Annotated in this window: 18 protein-coding genes and 1 pseudogene; 7 read left to right on the top strand and 12 right to left on the bottom strand. The window is 37.6% G+C overall.

Annotated elements, in window-relative coordinates:
- Positions 1-206 precede the first annotated feature (206 nt).
- Positions 207-1559 (top strand): MATE family efflux transporter, encoded by a 1353-nt coding sequence (locus ACTNEP_RS00880; RefSeq protein WP_441159656.1) that lies wholly within the window; start codon positions 207-209, stop codon positions 1557-1559.
- A 103-nt stretch (positions 1560-1662) separates the two neighbouring features.
- On the opposite strand, the pseudogene ACTNEP_RS00885 reads toward ACTNEP_RS00880, so the two are convergent.
- The 6 genes and pseudogenes from ACTNEP_RS00885 to ACTNEP_RS00910 form a co-directional block, all read right to left on the bottom strand.
- Positions 1663-1797, bottom strand: a pseudogene (locus ACTNEP_RS00885) (macrolide 2'-phosphotransferase); the annotation flags it as partial.
- Between the two features lie 357 nt (positions 1798-2154).
- Positions 2155-3576, bottom strand: coding sequence for an alpha-amylase family glycosyl hydrolase (locus ACTNEP_RS00890; protein WP_441159657.1), 1422 nt, complete (start codon positions 3574-3576; stop codon positions 2155-2157).
- Positions 3577-3816: 240 nt separating this feature from the next.
- On the bottom strand, positions 3817-4263 hold the full coding sequence (locus ACTNEP_RS00895; RefSeq protein ID WP_441159658.1) for a hypothetical protein: 447 nt from the start codon (positions 4261-4263) through the stop codon (positions 3817-3819).
- 39 nt (positions 4264-4302) lie between these two features.
- Positions 4303-6150 carry an asparagine synthase (glutamine-hydrolyzing) gene (asnB, locus tag ACTNEP_RS00900; protein ID WP_441159659.1) on the bottom strand — a complete coding sequence of 616 codons (1848 nt, stop codon included), beginning with the start codon at positions 6148-6150 and terminating at the stop codon, positions 4303-4305.
- A gap of 205 nt (positions 6151-6355) precedes the next feature.
- On the bottom strand, positions 6356-6739 hold the full coding sequence (locus ACTNEP_RS00905) for a YisL family protein (protein ID WP_441159660.1): 384 nt from the start codon (positions 6737-6739) through the stop codon (positions 6356-6358).
- 112 nt (positions 6740-6851) lie between these two features.
- A complete protein-coding gene (locus ACTNEP_RS00910; protein WP_441159661.1) occupies positions 6852-8048 on the bottom strand; it encodes a DUF418 domain-containing protein in 1197 nt (398 codons plus the stop codon).
- Between the two features lie 148 nt (positions 8049-8196).
- Here ACTNEP_RS00910 and ACTNEP_RS00915 point away from each other — a divergent pair, with 148 nt between their 5' ends.
- The 6 genes from ACTNEP_RS00915 to ACTNEP_RS00940 are packed head-to-tail and all read left to right on the top strand — an operon-like array spanning position 8197 to position 10046.
- Complete coding sequence (locus tag ACTNEP_RS00915) at positions 8197-8418, top strand: spore germination protein (protein WP_441159662.1); 222 nt, start codon at positions 8197-8199, stop codon at positions 8416-8418.
- A gap of 8 nt (positions 8419-8426) precedes the next feature.
- The gene (locus ACTNEP_RS00920) at positions 8427-8630 is read left to right on the top strand and encodes a spore germination protein GerPB (protein WP_441159663.1); all 204 of its coding nucleotides are present in this window, start codon (positions 8427-8429) and stop codon (positions 8628-8630) included.
- Between the two features lie 23 nt (positions 8631-8653).
- On the top strand, positions 8654-9187 hold the full coding sequence (gerPC, locus tag ACTNEP_RS00925) for a spore germination protein GerPC (protein WP_441159664.1): 534 nt from the start codon (positions 8654-8656) through the stop codon (positions 9185-9187).
- A 10-nt stretch (positions 9188-9197) separates the two neighbouring features.
- Positions 9198-9404 carry a spore gernimation protein GerPD gene (locus ACTNEP_RS00930; protein ID WP_441159665.1) on the top strand — a complete coding sequence of 69 codons (207 nt, stop codon included), beginning with the start codon at positions 9198-9200 and terminating at the stop codon, positions 9402-9404.
- A 1-nt stretch (position 9405) separates the two neighbouring features.
- Entirely contained in the window at positions 9406-9807 is a 402-nt protein-coding gene (locus ACTNEP_RS00935; protein ID WP_441159666.1) for a spore germination protein GerPE, read from the top strand.
- Positions 9808-9827: 20 nt separating this feature from the next.
- Entirely contained in the window at positions 9828-10046 is a 219-nt protein-coding gene (locus ACTNEP_RS00940; protein WP_441159667.1) for a spore germination protein, read from the top strand.
- Positions 10047-10066: 20 nt separating this feature from the next.
- Here ACTNEP_RS00940 and addA read toward each other — a convergent pair whose 3' ends face one another.
- From addA to ACTNEP_RS00970, 6 genes are all read right to left on the bottom strand, one after another.
- A complete protein-coding gene (gene addA / locus ACTNEP_RS00945) occupies positions 10067-13771 on the bottom strand; it encodes a helicase-exonuclease AddAB subunit AddA (RefSeq protein WP_441159668.1) in 3705 nt (1234 codons plus the stop codon).
- Complete coding sequence (gene addB / locus ACTNEP_RS00950) at positions 13771-17244, bottom strand: helicase-exonuclease AddAB subunit AddB (protein WP_441159669.1); 3474 nt, start codon at positions 17242-17244, stop codon at positions 13771-13773. Before addB ends, addA begins: the two co-directional genes overlap by 1 nt.
- A gap of 340 nt (positions 17245-17584) precedes the next feature.
- On the bottom strand, positions 17585-18046 hold the full coding sequence (locus ACTNEP_RS00955; RefSeq protein WP_441159670.1) for an N-acetyltransferase family protein: 462 nt from the start codon (positions 18044-18046) through the stop codon (positions 17585-17587).
- 108 nt (positions 18047-18154) lie between these two features.
- Positions 18155-18733 carry an NUDIX hydrolase gene (locus ACTNEP_RS00960; RefSeq protein WP_441159671.1) on the bottom strand — a complete coding sequence of 193 codons (579 nt, stop codon included), beginning with the start codon at positions 18731-18733 and terminating at the stop codon, positions 18155-18157.
- 364 nt (positions 18734-19097) lie between these two features.
- Positions 19098-19646: a signal peptidase I gene (gene lepB, locus ACTNEP_RS00965; protein WP_441159672.1), complete on the bottom strand. Its 549-nt coding sequence runs from the start codon at positions 19644-19646 to the stop codon at positions 19098-19100.
- A 56-nt stretch (positions 19647-19702) separates the two neighbouring features.
- On the bottom strand, positions 19703-20371 hold the full coding sequence (locus tag ACTNEP_RS00970) for a TVP38/TMEM64 family protein (RefSeq protein WP_441159673.1): 669 nt from the start codon (positions 20369-20371) through the stop codon (positions 19703-19705).
- Positions 20372-20382 lie beyond the last annotated feature (11 nt).

Raw genomic sequence — 20382 nt, forward strand, 5'->3', positions numbered from 1 at the left:
CAAATAAGTTATTGGTACACCTTGTTGCTGTAGTATTAAGATAATATCCCTGCGATGATAGCTACTATTCCTTCACATGTAATATTTTACCACAATCTAAACTTACATTTATTTAGCATTTACTAAAGATTTAACCGTTTCCTTTTTCCGTGATTTGGTGTAAAGTAATATTCTTAGTATATAAACTAAATGGAAGAAGGAGCATAATGAAACAAACAGAGACAAAAAAATTGAGTTTATTTGCCTTAACTTGGCCAATCTTTGTTGAAATTTTGCTGCATATGTTAATGGGGAATGCGGATACTTTGATGCTAAGTCAGTACTCAGATCATTCAGTTGCTGCAGTCGGTGTCTCCAATCAAGTATTATCTGTTGTCATCGTAATGTTTGGCTTTGTAGCAGCAGGAGCATCGATACTCGTTGCTCAAAATCTCGGTGCGGAGCAATCGAAAACAGCAGGAAAAATTGCAGTAACATCCATCAGTCTAAATTTATGGTTTTCTTTAGTACTAAGTATTATTTTATTTATTTTCAGTGATTTCATTTTACGATTGATGGATTTACCTGCAGAACTAATGGATGAAGCGTCTATTTATATGAACATTGTCGGCGGATTTATTTTCGTTCAAGCACTGATAATGACAGTATCAGCTATTTTACGAAGCTATGGATTTACCAAGGACACCATGTATGTCACGATCGGAATGAATATTTTAAATGTGGTCGGTAACTTTTTTGTGATTTTCGGCCCGTTTGGATTTCCAGTGCTTGGTGTCGAGGGAGTTGCCTATGTAACAATGATAAGTCGTTTTATCGGATTTATTATTTTATTATTTATTTTGGCTTGGCGTAGTGAACGACAACTTCCTTTTCAATCATTTTTCCGTTACGAAAAAAAGCATGTGAAGGATTTATTACAAATTGGCGTACCTTCTGCAGGTGAACAGTTATCCTATAATACAAGTCAAATGGCAATCACCTATTTTGTTGCCCAAATGGGAACAATTGCGATAACAACAAAAGTATACGTACAAAACTTAATGATGTTCATCCTTCTGTTTTCGATTGCAATTGGGCAGGGATCACAAATTCTAATCGGACACATGATTGGTGCAGGTGATATAGAAAGTGCCTATAAGCGTTGTATCAAAAGTTTAAAAATAGCGATTGTCATCAGCACATTAATGGCAATCATTTTCTACTGTTTCAGTCCAACCTTACTTGGCATTTTCACTGATGATCCAACCATTATCGAACAAGGTGTGTTCCTTTTATTAATTACCATTATTCTGGAGCCAGGAAGGGCATTTAACCTTATTGTCATTAACTCGCTGAGAGCGGCCGGTGATGTCAAATTCCCGGTTGTAATTGGAATTGCTTCGATGTGGGGAGTCAGCGTTACCTTTGCATGGTTCTTTGGTATCTTTTTAGACTTAGGATTATTAGGTATTTGGATCGCCTTTATTGCTGATGAATGGCTAAGAGGCGTGTTAATGCTAAGGCGATGGCGATCTCGGATTTGGGTAAGAAAAGCATTTGTCCACAAAGAAACAGAATAAGTGTTCAAACATTTACTAAAAGCGTGCCAATCACTCTATGTATTAGCATGCTTTTAGTCATTTCTGTATATAGCTCTCACATTATTTAAACTTAACTAGCCTATTATTTCTCAGCAACTTCTAATGCTTGTTTTGCCATTTCTACATATTCTTCCATACCAGAAACTAAGGCAAATTCAGGAATAGCTACCGGATAAGCAGCATCTAATTCAATAATATGCTCTTTCATTAATGGCCAGCTTCTTTGTAAGCATCCTAGCTGTAGTAAATAGTGTGGAACACCTCTTATAGCGTAGGGTCCGCTTTCACTCCTACGGGATATTTTTATCCGAAGATCCACTTTGGTAAGTGTTCTTTACTTACCAAAGTTAGCTGAGGAGAAAAACCCGTGGAAAGGAAAGTGGACAACCGGAGCGATGGTTTCGCAACTATAGCCTCTCAAAATTACTACGAAGCAAATAAGTTAGTGCGTAGTATGTTCCTAATAAATATGTAAAAAAATCCAAACGATTTCAAGGTCTATTTGAATAATCGTTTGAATTTTCACTAAGACATTCAGGACATGTCGACTTTGAAGAAAATATTCTGCTTATTACTATTTAGCTTGCTGTTGCATTTTTCGATTCTTCACACCAACTGCAACAATAAATGCAATAAACCCACCAAGAATCACTATAATCATAGAAATAAAGAACCAATTAAACCCGGTATCCTCTTCTAAGATAAAGATATTACTTGTTTCACGTTCTAAAATCACCTTATGTGTATTATCATTTTGTTTTCTGACGATATTATCTTCCAGCAACCCTCTCAGCTGCATATCCTCACTAATTCCTTCCAATGAAGCAACCTGTGTTTCCGTATCATTATTAATCGCTATATACATCGTTTGCTCATTAGTGCTTCTTTTATAAACAGACATTGCACCAGTCTGAGCGACAAGTTCTATATCTCCCGCTTCTAATGCACTAGATCCTTGACGAATTGCCGCCAACTTTTCTAAATGCTGGACGATTTCTTCATCTTCTTTATTTAATTCAGCCATTCGATGATCTGGTTCATCTAATCCATTATCCATCGGTACTTCTACTCCCTGATAAAGAAAAGTAGACCCTGGCAGTGTATATAGTAATGTCGTTGCAAGTTTCCACCTTGAAACAGGATGAAAGCCTTCCTTCACTATTTCATGTGTAAAACGTGGAGTAAGAGCAGATTCCAGGTAATGTACTCCACTTAACTCTTGAGAAAATAACTCTTCTAAAGATTCACCAGGTTGCTTCAATTTACTAACTGCTTGTGTTTGAAAATCATGAGCGAGTGCATTTTCATCTTCTCTCCCATCCACTATTAAAAACGCATCCTCTTTCTCTGCTTGAATCCTTTGACGAAGTTCATCAATAAATGTTTGTGGTGTCTGTTCATCTACATAGATATGAAAACCATCTATTCCGGTACTTTTGATCCAATAAACCGCAGTTTCAAGAAAATACTGCTGTACCTCTTCGTTGTCCAAATTGACAGTTGGCAATTCTTCTTTTAATGGATTTGCAGCTGGCTCATTTACCCAATCAGAATGTTCACTAACCCAACTATGTTGACTATCAACATGTGTTAGTACAAGATCCAGGATAACTTTCATTTCGTTTTCATTTGCTTCTGCAACTAGATTTTGTAATTCAGCGATATTGCCAAATTGCGGATCAATACTCTGTACATCTAAAGGATCAAAACCATGATAGGAAGCCGATCTCATTATTGGGCTTAAATTTAGGGTTGTTATACCTAATTCACTTAAATTAGGTATTTTATCAATGATACCTTGTAAGTCCCCGCCATGGTAGGCAGATGGATCTTCAATATTAATCTCGATATCATTACTGCTGTCTCCATTTACAAATCGGTCTACTAAAATATAATAGATTCTTTCTCCAGTTTGTTCTTCTGCCATTACTGATAATGCCGGAAATAAACAAAGGAGTAGAACCATAACTAGTAATACTTTTCTTATGTAGTGCATAATGGTCCCCTTTTCTGAAATAGATTCTTCATCTATTATCCTAGACAATGATAGAAAGTCAAATCCCTAAATAAAAAATAAGATGAAATTTTTGTGACCAAGTAAATATATAATTCCTATTCTAGTATGTGGGACGAAACAAAGAAACCAATCGTCTACCATCAACACAGTAAAGTTGACAGGGAATGTTAATCTATTTCAGTAGCTATTATCATACGAACAATAAAAAAACTCTCTATCTTATCTTGACAGAGAGCTTTGGTAGGTTTTCTTTAGTTGTTCTCGAATTCGGTAGATGACAATCAATCCCGTCAAAAAGAGGATAGGTGTAAGATAGGAGATGATAGTGCGCCAGTGTAAAGGTGCTCGATGACTAAATTCGGCTTTGACATATGCTGCTTGTTCCTCGACGGCAATTGCCTCAGCAATATCTATACCTTCTATTTTAAAATACTTGGTACCTATTGAGTAATGATTAGATGCATTGCCAAAATACGTAGTAGTGCGATCATCTGCTTGAGTAGTTACTTCTCCAACTGATTGGCCAATAAGTACATGATTGATTTGTTCATCTGTTATCTCATATACACGACCGTCTAATAAAACATAAGGGCTATTCGATGATAGTGCGAATAATGTGCTAGGAATAATAAGAAGAAGCAACATACTAACAGATAAATTCTTCATAACAGGTCACTACTTTCATCCAATTTTAACACCATAATATTATATCTTTATCATCACATCATTTTCTTGCAGCCAGTATTCGATTTGAGCAATATGAGCAAGGAGCTGGGGGCCGGTCATTAATTGACCAAACCACGGGGCACTGATATTTGCTGCCTCTTGATCAACTAACGCTTTTACCTTTGTTCGATCTAATATTTCAAATAAGCGTGCATCCTTGTCATTAATAATCTCATTCATCCAATGAATGACTGCTTGCGTATAAGCGGGATGGTGTGTCTTAGGATATGGACTTTTTTTACGATAAAGTACTTCGTCTGGTAGAATTCCTTCTAATGCTTTTCTTAATATCCCTTTCTCACGATTACCATATGTTTTTATTTCCCAGGGAATATTCCAAACATACTCAACAAGATGGTGATCACTGAACGGTACACGTGCTTCAAAGCTTGCCCCCATGCTCATACGGTCTTTACGATCTAACAGCGTTGGCATAAACCATTGCATATTTAAATAGAACATTTGTCTTCTTGCTTTTGCTTCTTCTCCTTCTTCCTCTAATAAAGGAGCTTCTTTCACCGTATCTTCATACTTTTTTTGGGTGTATGCTGCAAGATTTAATTGTTGACTCACATCTGATCGCAACAGATTTTGTCTGACTTCTGAAGAACGAATCCACGGAAAACCTTCCCGATTAAGGTCATCCTCACGATAAAACCAAGGATAACCACCAAAAATTTCATCCGCACATTCTCCTGATAAAGCAACGGTTACATGTTTTTTAGTCTGTTCACAAAACCATAATAAAGAAGAATCGACATCCGCCATTCCAGGCAAATCACGGTAATGGACTGCATCCTTTAATAAATCAACTAATGTAACATTATCAATCACAAAGCTATGGTGCTCTGTCCCCAATGACTGAACCATTTTTTCAATATACGTTTTGTCCTGATTGGGTTGAAAGCTACTTTTCTTAAAGTATTTATCATTATCCTCATAATCGATGGAAAAGGTTTGCAGAGCATCTTTTTGATTTTGATCAAGATAATTGGCAGCTATAGCAGTGATTGCACTCGAATCCACTCCACCGGATAAAAAGGTGCCAAGCGGAACATCGGAAACAAGCTGTCTCTCTACAGCATCTATTAATAAACTTCGTACCTTTTTGGCAGTTTCCTCTATGGAATCTTCATGTGGTTTACTTACCACATTCCAGTAACGTCTGGTTTTCCAACCATCTCTGTTAAAAATGCCTACATGGGCTGCACGTAATTCCTTCAATTCATCAAACACACCATGCCCTGGAGTACGTGAAGGACCAAGCGCAAAAATCTCGGATAATCCTTCTTCTTTTATCACAGGTTCTACTTCATCATGTGCGAGAAGAGCTTTTATTTCTGAGCCAAATAGTAATCCATTTTGGTGTTCCTTGTAAAATAAAGGTTTCACCCCAAGGCGATCACGAGCTAGAAACAGTTGTTGCTTGGAAGGATCCCATATAGCATATGCAAAAATACCGTTTAACTTCTCAACATGAGCCTCTCCCCATTCCATATAGCTCTTCAGTAGTACTTCCGTATCTGAATGAGAGTTAAATTGCCACCCTTGTTTCAATAATTCCTTGCGGATATCTTCTGTATTGTAAAGCTCCCCATTATACACTAAAACATACTGATGATCGCCTTTTGCATTACACATTGGTTGTTTGCCACCAGCAGGATCAACAACGATTAGGCGCTGATGACCGAATCCGACATGCGTCTCAAAATAGTAATCTGTTTCATCTGGACCACGATGAATCATTTTAGTTGCCATACGCTGTATTTGCTCTCTTTCATTCTCCATGTTTCGGGTGAAATCGACCCAACCTGTAATCCCACACATACTGTATTGACACACCTTTCCCTATCATAGTAGCTTTTATTAATGTATGCAGCGGTAGGCAGAAAATGAACAGGTGATTGGCATTTATCCTGTGCTCGCATTGGAGGTTTACTTTTTTTTCCTTGTTTTTTAGAACGAATCGTAACGCCTCCAAGGAAAAATAAAAGGATAGAAAAAAAGACACGGAAAAATATCCGTATCTTCTTTAGCCCATAAATTGAAATCCGATTGGCAGTCTTCCAAATCCAAGAATTATTACTAATAAGAGGGCAATAATTAATTGTATCCAAGCACCTTTAGTTGCTTTGGATTTACTTGTCCTAACTAACACCATTTCCATCGCACCGATTACCCAGACTCCGGCAAGCATTTTTACGATTACTTCCCCAAGCGTACCTGCTGAACCTGTATACACATCCAGATAGTTTGTAAACAGCAGGATACCTGTAATCACAATCAATAAATAATCTAATCGCAAAATCATATGTAGCATTTTCCCTGACTTATTTCCACCTTTGTACAGTGCATAGGTTATAAATAGTAGAATTAATCCCACTACCCATGCCGTTATGTGTAAATGTGTTGTCATCTTTCATGCACCCCCAATTTTAAATGAACTAAATGTATCATATCATGGATTGGAACAGATTTCATTTGTGAGACTGAGTTGTCACTACATTGTAAACAATTTTCATGTTTGCTTAGTTTCCAGACTGTTCCTGAGGTTTGCGTTTATTAGACAATTTTTTTTTGTAAATAAGACTCCTCCATACCCATTCCAACGGTCCGCGTTTAAATTTTTTCAGCCATAAATAACTAAGTATAACCTGTATTGGATAAACGATTAGGCCGACTAATACAGTTTGAAAAGGGGTTAGCTTCCCATACAATCCAAATCCGATCGAATAGAATAATGTGACACCAATAATCGATTGCAAAATATAATTAGATAGTGCCATTTTGCCCACATAACCGATAAGCGTGAATATTTTCTTCAGCTTTTGATAAAGAAAGGTGATGGTGAGCATATAAAAAATGGCTGATGCTATACCTCCTACAGTGTCTTGTAGCATGGAAAACCAAAATGGATTCCCAAAAGCATACGGTCCTGCCTTGAACAGTACAAACAGTATAAGTGAGCCAATCCACCATTTCCCCAACGTTTTTTTATGAGCTTGTAAATCATGTAGCCATTTATTTCGGGCAAAAAGTAATCCGATTAAAAAGATTGGTAATAGATTACAAATCACTAATATAAAGTTAAATACCGTATTTCCAAATAACCAGTCATTCGCATTCTGTGCCAGAATCTCACCCCAGCTGCCTTGTCCATAATGCTGGTAGGCACTTTCAATAGCAGCCACATTGGCAATATTACTCAAATCTTCAATTAAACTAGCTAAAAATAACAATCCCGTAAACAGAAGTGTCGGAATGAGTAAAACACAGATACTCCAGACAACTAATGTAACATTTTTACGATTCAAAAATAACAGTAACAAAAATCCGGTTATGGCATATGTAATGAGAATATCACCATACCAAATCAAAAATGCATGAATGAGACCAAAACAAAGCAAGATTAGTAAACGGCGTATCATCCATTTTTTCGGAGCTTCTACATTTTTAGCATGTAAATTTTCGTAAATGACCTGCATTCCAAAGCCAAATAAAAAAGAAAATAATGAATAGAAGCTTGCTTGGAAAAAAATATCTATAATCCATTGCCAAACCCCTGGTTCACCAGTCCCCCAATAGTTAGTACCGTTGCCATAAATAAAATATGGTGCATGAAAGGCTGGTAGATTCACCATAAAGATACCAAAAATTGCAAATCCACGAGCGGTATCAATCCATGGTAACCTTTTCGAGTCTGCTAAAGGTGTTGCATTAATCAATATTGTTCACTCTCCCTATTAATGTCTGCTTTCATTTTATCTTAATTAGCTGGTAAAAACTACTATTGTTTAACCGTTATTTTCACAAACTCTTTGCGAAGTTCATAAAATAATTAGAAAATGATGTATCAATATAAGGATGATGTCTATGCCAGCCATTGTTGGAGCAGTGAAAGTAATTAATCTTGGTTCCTCGAGCATTTTTCACATTGGTGATGTTTATACAATACAGCCCTACACGCAATCGAAAACCTTCGCTGGAGGTGGTTCCTTTAACACAGGGGATGGAATACGTATTCACATGGTAAATGCGCAAACCAAAATGGTAGATAATGATAAATTTGATCAAAATATAAGCGGAGTATTGTAGGTGATGTAATGAATCTTACCGTTAATCAATCTATCTATATTCATTTTTTGAAAGTCGAAAATATTACGAATTCGTCTGTTTTACAAATTGGAAGTACTGGGAAAATGCAGGCAGTCTCTCAATTATACAATACAGGAGGATTCGAAACTCCCGCAGAAGAAGCAACACCGCAAGGCGTAACAGAACCACTAGTTCCTTTATCACCGTTTTAATATTCTCTAAGGAGTGATTTCTGATGGATTATCAGATGATGATTTATTATATAACTCAATTACAACAGCAAGTTCAACAATTACACAATCAAATCAACTCCTTAGAGAATCGTATCCGCCAGCTTGAACAACAACATTCACCTAAAACAACTATAGAAAAGTTAGAATATCATTTTGACCAATTAAAAATAGAACGTTTAGATGGTACACTTCACATCGGGGTCACTCCGGAAGATTTACAATCAATGGATGAATTTTCTTTACCTAGTCATAATGGTGGTCCATTACCTTCTGTACATCAGGCATTAGAACAGTATGCTGATCAGGAATTACCTGGCTATTTGGAATCATTGGAACAACAATATCATTTCCCATTGGACCCTGGCTACCGACAAACTTTATTAGAAGATATCAAACAGCAGATTGCCAGCAGGATTGCTCACTATCAACAGGCCAATATTCCTCCTGAACAAATGACTGAACATATACTGTCTAATGTAAAACAAGAATTTCAAACAGGTCTTAAGAAATGGTTCGAAAACAAGCAAAAGGAGTAATTTAAACATTATGCATTATAAAGTAAATAACTGGAATTTAGGAGTTGGAAATATTTCAATTGTCGGGATTACAAGTTCTTCTCTTTTTATCGTTGGCGACAGCCATGAAATTCAACTAGCTTCCCTTTTTGATACTCCACCTGAATCGTACATCGCTGGTGGTGGTAATACCCAAAGAAACGTCGAGCTGATGGATCATGAGTCCCAGAACGACTAAAGTGAAACAAATTAGGATAAACAGTATTGCCGACAGTTCCGTATTTCAAATTGGCGATGCGAAAGAAGTAGAACCTAATGCAGACATTCTTGCAGTACAAAAAGAGGGAGGTATTTCATCTGATAAGGGATTTGAATTAGATCAGTATCCAATCTTCCATACAACTATCCAAACCGTATCTGATCCAGAGGTAGTAAACGGTGATCATTACCACTATCGCAACAATATCACTGTATCCACAATTGATATTACGGCGCTCTCTACATCTTCCATTACACAATTAGGGAATAATAAAAACGTGTATGCATTCTCTCGTACAAAACATATCCGCATTTTGGCGCCAGAAGATAAAGAGGAGAATAATGGAATAGCTGAAATTCGCAAAACAAAGGAATTATCCTAAACAGAAAGGTAGTGATAGGCTTGCCTGCAATTGTAGGTCCGATCAAAATTAATAGTGTTGCTGGCGGTGTAATTAATTTTGGTGACAGTTTTTATTTATCACCAAAAAGTGCCGAAAAGTCTGCTTCTGGTGCTGGTGCTAATAATACTGGAGATTTCTTAAACACGAACACAGGCTTTAATATTACGAATACCATTGATCCTGATGTCTCGGATCAAGCTATAGGTGGAAATGCATAAGGAGTATTTCACTCCTTATGCTACATTTTTACAAGTAAACTTTTATCAAAGAAATATAAATACTTTTCGATGACCGGCTGTTTCCAAATTTGTTCTAATGCTTTCGCATAGAGATCAATTTGGATTTGATAGCGGTTTTTTAACTTTTCTTCGACTTGCGAGCTAATTTCCTCTTGGATCTGATCTGTCTTATAATCCAGTAGTATGAGCCCTTTATCTGTTTTAATCACACAATCAATCACACCTTGCAAGAAGATTCGTTCCTGATGTTCTTCCTCCCACTTCGGATAAACCTCTTGTGCTGGTAAGGTTAAACTGAATGGAATTTCTCTTTCCACCTGTTCTGCTTCCACTAATCGCTTACCAATGTGGGTCTCGAGAAAGCTCAGTATTGCTTCCGTATCAATTACGCGTGCCTCATCAATTGTGATGATTTCCTTCGCTTCTAATCTGGCGATAAATTCTATTAATGCTATTTCAGTCCAATCATTGGTCAATGGTAAATGCTGCATGACCGTGTGCATCGCTGTACCTATTTCTGCACGTGTCAGCTTTTGCTCTTTCTGCATAAATCGTGGTCTTTTACGGATTGGCGCTCGAAAAGCTTCAATCATTTGCTGATCACTATAGCTATCAACCATCTCATGCTGTCGTTTCATTTCTGTTACAGTTTGCTTTGCCCGGTAAAAAATTGAGTCTTGGTACGGATATTGAAATTCTAATTGGCTGGTCACTTTTTCTTTCAAGTCATTATCTTCCAGTGTTAAACCTTCCCATTGATGAATGGCCATTTCTAATGCTTCGACCTGTTCACGATTTGTTTGATCAATGTCTTGGTAATCACGTTGATGGACACGATCCACCTTCCAGATGGAAACATCTTCTGTTATTTCCTTCGGGATATTTAACAGCTCTTCTTCCCCTCTTAAAATCTCCCCTTTTTGATGACGGACTAGACTGGCACCGACCCAGTCAAGATAAGATAAGGATTCTAATCGATAATACGCTGGAAGAACCCAATCATGATGAGTGATAATACTTGCCCATTTCTTTTTCTTCTTTTCCAAAGATCCTACAGTACCAATTAAAACAACCTTTTCCTTTGCTCTTGTCAATGCAACGTATAGAACTCGCATTTCTTCCGCAAGCATTTCCCGCTGCATTTGTTTCTTAATACCATGATAAATTAACGTCGGATACATAATACGTTTGACTGGATCAATATATTTGGTTGCAAAGCCTAATTCTTTATGCAATAAATATTTGGCTCGTAAATCTTGTTGGTTAAATTGCTTGTTCATTGCACCGACAATCACCAATGGGAATTCCAGCCCTTTACTTTTATGGATCGTCATGATCCGGACAACATCTTCCTGTTCCCCCAATGCTTTCGCTGCTCCTAGGTCATCACCTTTTTCCTCCATACGTTCAATGAAACGAAGAAAACGAAATAAGCCTCTGAAAGAAGTAGATTCATAGCTTTTGGCTCGATCATATAATGCCCGTAAATTCGCTTGTCGCTGTCGACCACCTGGTATACCACCGACAAAATCATAATAGCCTGTTTCTTGGTAAATATCCCAAATTAAATGAGACAGCGCACCTTGTCTTGCTTCTCTTCGCCACTGCTTCAACCGTTCCATAAAATGCTCCACTGTCTCATGATTCGTTGTTCTAACGTATTCTTTGAGCGCTTCGTAATAAGTCGCACCTTTTTTAGCAAGACGGATTTTCGCCAGTTGATCTTCATTTAGCCCGACAATTGGTGATTTTAAGACAGACGCAAGCGGAATATCCTGTCTTGGGTTGTCGATCACTTTTAGTAAGCTGATCATTACTTGAATTTCAATTGCTTCCAGGTAGCCCGTTGAAAGCTCTGCATAAACTGGTATCCCCTGTTTCTTAAATTCTTCCATAATTGTTGGTGCCCATGTCATCGATCGTAATAATATAACGATATCACGGTACTCTACTGTACGAGGTTGACCAGTACTTTTGTCCATAATTTCGGTAGGTTTTTCACCAGTTGCACCGATCCATCGTTTGATCTTACTAGCATAGGCACGGGCCTCCAGTTGAGCCTTTTCCAAATCTTCCTCATTCTCGGTATCATCCGTTGGCTCTTCCTTTTCATTTGTTTCCTGATCAATGATGACAAGTTCTGTATCAATATCAGGAAAAGGAACATTTTCATAATCTTTATTTCCATAGATTAGCTCTGCATCCTCATCATAGTCAATATCGCCAACCTTTTGATCAAATAACTGCCTAAAAATATAATTTGCTGCGGTTAATACTTGTTCACGACTACGGAAATTCCGTGCCAAATCGATCCGATAGCCGGGATCCTCATCTGTAGCAAATCGTTTATATTTATCAATAAAAAGGGTTGGTTCAGCATGCCGGAAACGGTAAATACTTTGTTTCACATCACCAACCATAAACATATTGCCGCCATCCTCTTGGTTGGATACCAGTGATAAAATCGTTTCCTGTACAATATTCGTATCCTGGTACTCATCGACCATGACTTCTGTAAATTTACGCTGAAAGTCTAATGCAACCGATGATGGTTTTCCACTATCTTTGTCTTCTAACAAAATGTCTAAAGCGAAATGCTCTAAGTCAGCAAAATCGACAAGCCCCTTTTCTTTCTTTGCTTCCTGATAAGCTGCTTTAAATTGCTTAATCATTTTAGTCAGCTGTACGATGATTGGATGAAGCTCCTTCATATCGCGGAGATGATCGGATAAACTTCTTGTGAACCAGTCCTTGGCGATACTCCCCCATCTTTTCTTGATTTGATCACGGATTGCTTTCACTTGGTCTTTTTTATCCTCCGCACATTCCACTTTTTTACGGGATAATGCTTTAAAATTCCCTTCCGCAAAAACTGTACGTGCTTCTTCCCAGGAAATATTGATCGCACCTTTTGCCTGTTGGATCATTTCTTTGTCAGCATCGATCGCTTCGGCGTAATGGTATGGTCCATCACTTTCCCGTGTTACAGTAAGCGCTTGTTCTGCTAATTGTTCCATTACGTCCAGTTGATCGATAACCTCCTGTTTTAATAACTGTAGCCATGGAATGTCATCTTCTGCCAATTCGTTATCGACCTGATAGATCGTTGCCATCTGATCCAACCAATAATCCGGATTCGGGTGCTGAATAGCAAATTCATACATTTTTAAAATTAACGATTCTACTTCCAGATCATTACGATCATTACTGAAACGATCAACAACAGCGAAAAAAGCATCCTGCTCGTTCTCGTCTCCTTCTCCATACCATTCCTCAAACAATTGTTCTAACACATCTTGGCGTATTAAATCTGCTTCAATGTTGTCTGCAATCCGGAAATTGGGATCAATATCAATTTGATAGGCATATTTGCGTACTAATTCCATACAAAAGGCATGAAGAGTGGAAATAGATGCATGTTGTAATAAGGACAATTGTTTTTTTAAATGATTAGATGTCGGATTATTTTCTAGTGCCGATTCAATCGCAGCTCCAATTCGATTACGCATTTCCTGAGCTGCTGCATTAGTGAATGTGACGACAAGCAAGGTGTCGATGTCGATTGGTTGTTCTTTATTTAATAGTTTTTGAATGATTCGTTCTACAAGGACAGCAGTTTTCCCTGAACCTGCCGCTGCTGCTACCAATATATTTTTACCTGATTGATAGATCGCTTCCTCTTGTTCTTTTGTCCATTGCGGCATTAGTTTTCACCCCGCTTGATTGCTTCGATTACTTCTTCATCTTTCATTTCTTTCAGCCTGCGATAATTATTCTCTGTCAAAGTCGGATCAAATTGACAGACAGAACGAAACTCACAGAAGGTACAAGCCGTTAATTGTTGTTGCTGATATGGATTAAGATCTACTTTTCCTTCTGTGATCGCCAGTCCTGCGTTTTCCATTAATCGATGAATGTATCCGTGCAGTTGGTCAAAAATTTCCCGTTCTGCTACATTGGAACCTTTATAGAAGGAACCACTTTTACTAAATCCTGCCGGTATAATGTTACTTCTGCCTGACTCTAGGGATGTATCCATCATACGTACGACATCTTCTTGATCCACTAAGAGTCCTTTCATTTTGAACTTTTTAAATATTTCCTGTTCAATTTTATCTTCTGATAGAAAATCACTTGTTGAAATCATTGGATTATGGACATGGAAATAGAGCACACCAGCTGGTGATGCCTTATGTCCTAGCCAACTTTCCGCATTTTGTAAAACAACATCTAGATAGGCAAGCATTTGCAGTGCCAGTCCATAATAAACCTCTGTTAAGTTCAACCCTTTCGAACTCGATTTATAATCAATAATACGTAAATACAATTGCTCGTTGTCTATTGCCTGATCTACACGGTCAATCCGACCACGTAACATTAACGTATAATTATTTGGCAGATTGACGGTCAGTGGTTCTAATTGATTTGGGTAACCAAACCCTACTTCTAGCCCAACAGGCGAGAAGTTTGTTTTTCTTGCCTGTTCACTTAAAACATATGTCGCCCTCGCGATAACATTTTCCAATTTTCGTTGAATGTATTGGTAACGATTCGAACTGTGCAAAATTTGGTGTTGTAATACCGGTGCTAACTCTCCAACAGCTCGCTGTGCATACTTTTTCGCTTCTTGATCGTATATATCAGCAAAACCGATGCCTTCTTTTTGAACCCATTCGGTGATTTGCTTTAATGCCTCGTGAAAGAGTTGACCGATATCTGGTGCATCAAGCTTATAGGTTGGTCGTTCCTGTAGACCAAGGCTATACTTAGCAAAATGCTGATATGAACAACGATGATACATTTCTAACCTCGATACACTAGCTTTAATTTCTTTTTGGTATAACTGATCTATCGTGTCTTCCGCTAAATCGGTCGGTTTATTTTGATAAAAGAGACTTTTTAATACACGTTGATTGATCGATTGCTGATCAGACTTTTCAATAAACCAGTTTAATACATAGTCCCAAATGTCATCGATCGGATAGCCTCTTAACTTTCTTGCTAATTGTGCTGTTAATGCACCCCTTGTCTTATTCGGTGTCGTCACAAATCGGCTTGCTTCTGTCATTTCTTCTGGGTCTTGTAAAAATAAACGATCTTTTTGAACCGGAAAGATTTCTTCTATTCTTTTGATTAACGGGGAAGCAACCTTTTGTTTGCCTTCCTCATTACTAATCGGATAACTCACCCATAAGTAATCAGTCGGAAGCGTAAACGCTAAATAGACATAAAACCAGTCATCTAGTAATTGACGCTTACTTCCCTCCGCTAATTGCATGCCATGTGTTTGCAATAGGGCACGCTCTTCTTCTGTAATCAAACCATCCCCTCTAGGCTTCATCGGCCAGGTTCCTTCATTTACGCCTAACAGAAAGGCAGCCTTAATGCCATGCATCCGCGAACGATCAATCGAACCAACGACTACATGATCAATACTTGGCGGTACGTGGGAAAATCGTAGTGAATCAAAACCAGATTCTAATACTTTACGAAATGTTGAAAGATCCATGGTTTCTTCTCCTGCAACTTCTGTGATCTCTTCTAACAGTTGAATTATCGCATCCCAAACCTGGTCTTGCTCACGCCCTTTTTCCACACTGCCTTCTTCATCATATTGCTCACGCATAAGTTCTAATCGACCTGGTGTTCCAATCACTTCTAGCCATTCAAATAGAGCAATTACTTTTTCTCTGACCGTCGGTAATTCACGGAGCTGTTGATCAATATCTGCCAGAGCTACTGTTACTTTTTCTCGGTACGCATTAATCCGTTCTTGTGTTACTCGTTCACGGTCGGTTTGTGCTGATTGATCAAAGCCTTTAAAACGTTGGAATATCCATGGTTTGTCACTTAACCACCTGCTTCTACCTCGTACGCCGTACTCCAACACATAGTTTTCTAACTCATCAATTGCTTCCTGGTCTAAACGATACTCGCCTTCCCCTTGCGGTATAAATCCTGCCTTCAACAAGCGAAATACTGCATCATAACGCCAATTTCCTTCAATAACATCTAGCAATGATCGGATCGTTTCAATTAATGGATGGTTGAGCATCGTTCTTTTCTCATCAACAAAAGTAGGAATCTGATAATCAGCGAAAACCGTTGTAATCAGATCATGATAGACCTCTGGTTCACGAATTAGAATAGCAAGGTCGCGATAACGATACCCTTCATCCCTTACTAACCGAACAATTTCTTGTGCCGTCCCTTCAACTTCAGCACGTGGATGCACTGCTTCTGCAATCTGAATCGGTGCTTGAGCTGGATAGCTTTGGACAGGACGACTGTCGAAATGCTGATCTAAATGAACAAATGGTGCTGGTGCATTATCGCCTGCTGTTAATGGTGTAACTTCTGTTTCCACCATCGTTTGTTCTGCTAACTGCCTTAACTGATGATAGGTTTCCTTTGTTTGATAGAAAAGATCTAACGGTACTACCTCAGAATCGTGTACATCATCAATCGTTAGCGTCACTGTAACATTTTCGCACTTTTTGAGCATCGCTTCTATCACTAATAATTCTTGTGGTGTAAATTGGTGAAAGCCATCTATGTATACGGATGCGCCTTCTAAAAAGTTAGTCATTTCCAGTTTTTCTACTAACTGCTGTAGTTGATCCTCGCTATCCATGTAGTGACCTTGTAAAGCCGCAGTTAATTGCTGATAAATATAAACCAAATCATCTAATTTATTTTGTAATGCTGTTTCGCTAATTGTTTTATGCTGAAATCGATTCATTTCTTGCAACTGTTCACTGATTAATTCTGGTGTCACACAATAGCGTTTAAATTCAGTGATCATATCCTCCAGTTGTTCGATAAAACCTTGTTTTTCGATTGCCTTTTGAAATACCTTCCACTCATCCGTTCTCTCCTCGACAATTTTACGAAGCATCATTTGCATCCCTGTAGAGGTAATGTATTTCTTTGTTGCTCCACCAGTTAGCTGCATAACTCTCCATGCTAATCGTGAAAAACTATAGACTTGTCCACGAATCGAACCATTTATTTCAGCATCATTTAATAACGCATATTCCTGTTGGAAGGTCATTTGATCGGGAACTAAATAAAAAATTGGCGGCCCTTGAGGATTTTGCTTGAGTTGTTGTCTTATCTCTTGCAAGCACTGCTCGCTTTTATTCACCGTTGCACTTCCAATTAAAAATCGCAACAAAGAAAACACCTACTTTCTCTATCTTTACTACTATTTTACCATAGATTAACGTTCACTTATTAATAAGTGACTTTCCTTCTAACAATGATTAATGACCACTTTGATATAACCTTCTAGCGCCTACTCTTTCAACCAAATCTACCATTAGCAACATAAATAAATTCTAAGTAGTAGCAAAAATAAGCAAGCTCCTCTTGAACTTACTTGTTTTTTCCTTTGTTATTTATAACGAAAAGAGAGAAGCTAGTCTACTAGAGTAGCTTCTCCTCTGACTTATTATAATGTTACTTTGTATAAATTGCATTTTCCGCCACGTTTTTAAATTTGACTATTGCACACATCAAATCTTCCATTTTAGTCCCTCATGTGTTGCTTTAAAACCTAACCGTTCATAAAACCTTAACGCATCTGGTCTTTGTTTATCAGTTGTAAGTTGTACTAAATGACATCCACGCTCTTTTGCACGCTCAATCGCCCACTTTATAAGTTTAGTACCTACACCTTTTCCTCTTACAGAAGCAGATGTTCTTACTCCCTCAATAGTCGCCCTCCAGCCCCCTTGATGTGTTATATACGGTGTAAAGGTAATTTGTTGTACGCCAATTACTTCATTGTTGTAACAAGCTACAACTAACTCGTTATTAGGGTCTGTTGTAATAGCTTCAAATGCTTGCTTATAACTATTAGGTAGTGGGTGTTCATAACGCTCACGCTGACTTCCTAAAACATCATCTGCAAGCATCGCAATAATTCTATCTAAATCATTTTCAGTTGCTATTCTAAATCTGATTTTTGCTTCCAATCAAATTCCTCCTTCTACTCTTCTGCCTCGTTAGGACAATACGTTCTATACCAAGGTTTTTCCTTCCCTTGGTTTGATCATTTTTGCTCATCCTTATCTCTACTCTATTCAACCATCGCTTGCTGTATTTAGTCTTTCACTAGAATCCATCATATAATTTTTCGCCATTAAATAGGCATTTACGGTAAAAAGCTGACTTTGCACTTCATTTCTTAGCAATTGATTCCCAAAACGATCGAAATCAAACAATTTAACTTTAATGTTCTCCGTATCATCTAAGTCTTGCTCCTGTGATTTAAGCGCTTCCATTATTAAATAGGTTTTTACTTTATTGTTTTGTGTGGCAGGATTAATATAAAATTCACCTAAGAATATTGGCTTTTGTAGCGAACTATATCCTGTCTCTTCCTTCACTTCTCTAATTAAACCTTGCTCATGTGTTTCTTTACCCTCTCTTTTTCCAGCAGGTACTTCTAAGAAAAAATCTCGAGCAGCGTGACGATATTGCTCCACCAATACAATCTGATTCTCTTTGGTAACGACAACTCCATTTACCCAATCGGAGTATTCATTTACATAATATTCATCGATCACTATTCCATTTGAAAGTTCACAGCTATCTTTTCTAATATTTCCAAATCGACTTTTATGTACATATTCTGTTTTTAATGTTTTCCATTTCTCCATGGTTTCTCCTCCTTTATAATACAGTTTTACGTCTCCCATTTAGTTAGAGGTTGTAGCTAGTCTAGTTATTACGTGACTCTTCATTATTACTTATTAACCACTGCTTTGAATGTTATGATTTGGCTTGGATTAGTAGGATATTGACCGCAGATAAATTAGTTATTTTTCTTCTGTTATCAGCATTATACCATATAATTCCACAACAAAAGCCCGCTCCATAAAGTGAGACTTATCAGGGTGTTATCGTCTGTTTCCCACTTCGCTTCTTTGATTTACTTAACCTTGAAGCGAGGTTTTTTGGACGATTAGCACCATGATACATACATTCCTGGAGCAGGCTTATAATTAAAGCGCTTACTTTGCTTCATTTAATAAATTGAAAATTAATCTCTGACATCGGCCAGTAACGGATATCTACTTTGCCTACCACTTCTTTTTGATCCACAAAACCAATTTCCCTACTGTCATAGCTTTTGGTTCGGTTGTCGCCTAATACAAATAATTGTCCTTCTGGGACGGATTTTTCACCGGTTATTTCTTCTAATGTAAAGTCTTCTGTCAGTACCTCATTTGGTTTTCGGTACTGATCTAAATATGGTTCATCTATTGCTTCTCCATTAATAAACAAAATATCATCTCGATAAGCAATATGATCACCGGGTTTTCCAATTACCCTTTTCACATAATCTTCCTCTTCATTCGCATGAAAAACAATGACATCAAAACGATTGATATCCATCAAGTCGTAGACCATTTTATTGACCATTAATAAATTTCCATCATGCAGTGTTGGCTCCATTGATTTCCCATTCACCACATAACTTGCAAATAAATAAGATCGGAAAAACATTGCCAACACCGCCGCAAAAACAACAATTCGCACAATTGACCATATACGCTTCTTCTTATCCATAAACCTTCCCTCCAAAGGGACTCTCTTTTTAACTAATTTACCCCATTTGGAAAAATTTAATCCTTTATATCTCCAACTTTTTCCTCAGATTTTTTGTGTAAATATTTCTCTATATATTTTCCAACAATCCAAAGAACTGCTATCCCTATAGCCACTATAATCGTTCTGACTGGATTTTGTGCAAAAGAAGTTATACTGTCTCCAATATAAGATATCGTAAAGACCATCACTCCTTTTCCAAGAAAAACAGCTAAAACAAATTGATAGAAGCTAATACTTGATAATGCTGCTACTATATTAATAATCGCTGATGGTGAGAACGGAAAACAAAGTAAAATAAAGAGCGGTCCAAACCCATGACGGGTTAGCCAATTCGTTACTTTAGATACCTGTTTATTTTTTCTTAACCATTTAAATACTTTTAGATGGCGATAACGTCTCACCAAAATAAAGACAACAATCGTACCTGCACTGGTACCAGTCCAGGACAAAAGAAACCCTTCCAATAACCCATATGCTGCAGCATTGGTCATCACAAATACGATAATTGGTAAGAAAGGTAGAAAAGCTTCAACAAAAGGCAGTAAGAAGCCAGGGATAGGTCCCAAGCTTTCATAGCTTCGCAGTAAGAAATTAACTAATTGTCCATATTCATTTGCTTCGACTAGTTCTTTAATCTCATCCACATTAATATGCTCTATATTACTTATAGTATATGTAATCATACCTTGTTTAA

The sequence above is a fragment of the Gracilibacillus sp. HCP3S3_G5_2 genome (assembly GCF_052063305.1).
Classification (GTDB): domain Bacteria; phylum Bacillota; class Bacilli; order Bacillales; family Amphibacillaceae; genus Gracilibacillus.

Excerpts from the sequence above, each read along its gene's own strand:
- ACTNEP_RS00880 (WP_441159656.1), top strand. The coding sequence starts at position 207 with ATGAAACAAACAGAGACAAAAAAATTGAGTTTATTTGCCTTAACTTGG.
- ACTNEP_RS00890 (WP_441159657.1), bottom strand. The coding sequence starts at position 3,576 with ATGCACTACATAAGAAAAGTATTACTAGTTATGGTTCTACTCCTTTGT.
- ACTNEP_RS00895 (WP_441159658.1), bottom strand. The coding sequence starts at position 4,263 with ATGAAGAATTTATCTGTTAGTATGTTGCTTCTTCTTATTATTCCTAGC.
- asnB (WP_441159659.1), bottom strand. The coding sequence starts at position 6,150 with ATGTGTGGGATTACAGGTTGGGTCGATTTCACCCGAAACATGGAGAAT.
- ACTNEP_RS00905 (WP_441159660.1), bottom strand. The coding sequence starts at position 6,739 with ATGACAACACATTTACACATAACGGCATGGGTAGTGGGATTAATTCTA.
- ACTNEP_RS00915 (WP_441159662.1), top strand. The coding sequence starts at position 8,197 with ATGCCAGCCATTGTTGGAGCAGTGAAAGTAATTAATCTTGGTTCCTCG.
- ACTNEP_RS00920 (WP_441159663.1), top strand. The coding sequence starts at position 8,427 with ATGAATCTTACCGTTAATCAATCTATCTATATTCATTTTTTGAAAGTC.
- gerPC (WP_441159664.1), top strand. The coding sequence starts at position 8,654 with ATGGATTATCAGATGATGATTTATTATATAACTCAATTACAACAGCAA.
- ACTNEP_RS00930 (WP_441159665.1), top strand. The coding sequence starts at position 9,198 with ATGCATTATAAAGTAAATAACTGGAATTTAGGAGTTGGAAATATTTCA.
- addA (WP_441159668.1), bottom strand. The coding sequence starts at position 13,771 with ATGCCGCAATGGACAAAAGAACAAGAGGAAGCGATCTATCAATCAGGT.
- ACTNEP_RS00960 (WP_441159671.1), bottom strand. The coding sequence starts at position 18,733 with ATGGAGAAATGGAAAACATTAAAAACAGAATATGTACATAAAAGTCGA.
- lepB (WP_441159672.1), bottom strand. The coding sequence starts at position 19,646 with ATGGATAAGAAGAAGCGTATATGGTCAATTGTGCGAATTGTTGTTTTT.
- ACTNEP_RS00970 (WP_441159673.1), bottom strand. The coding sequence starts at position 20,371 with ATGATTACATATACTATAAGTAATATAGAGCATATTAATGTGGATGAG.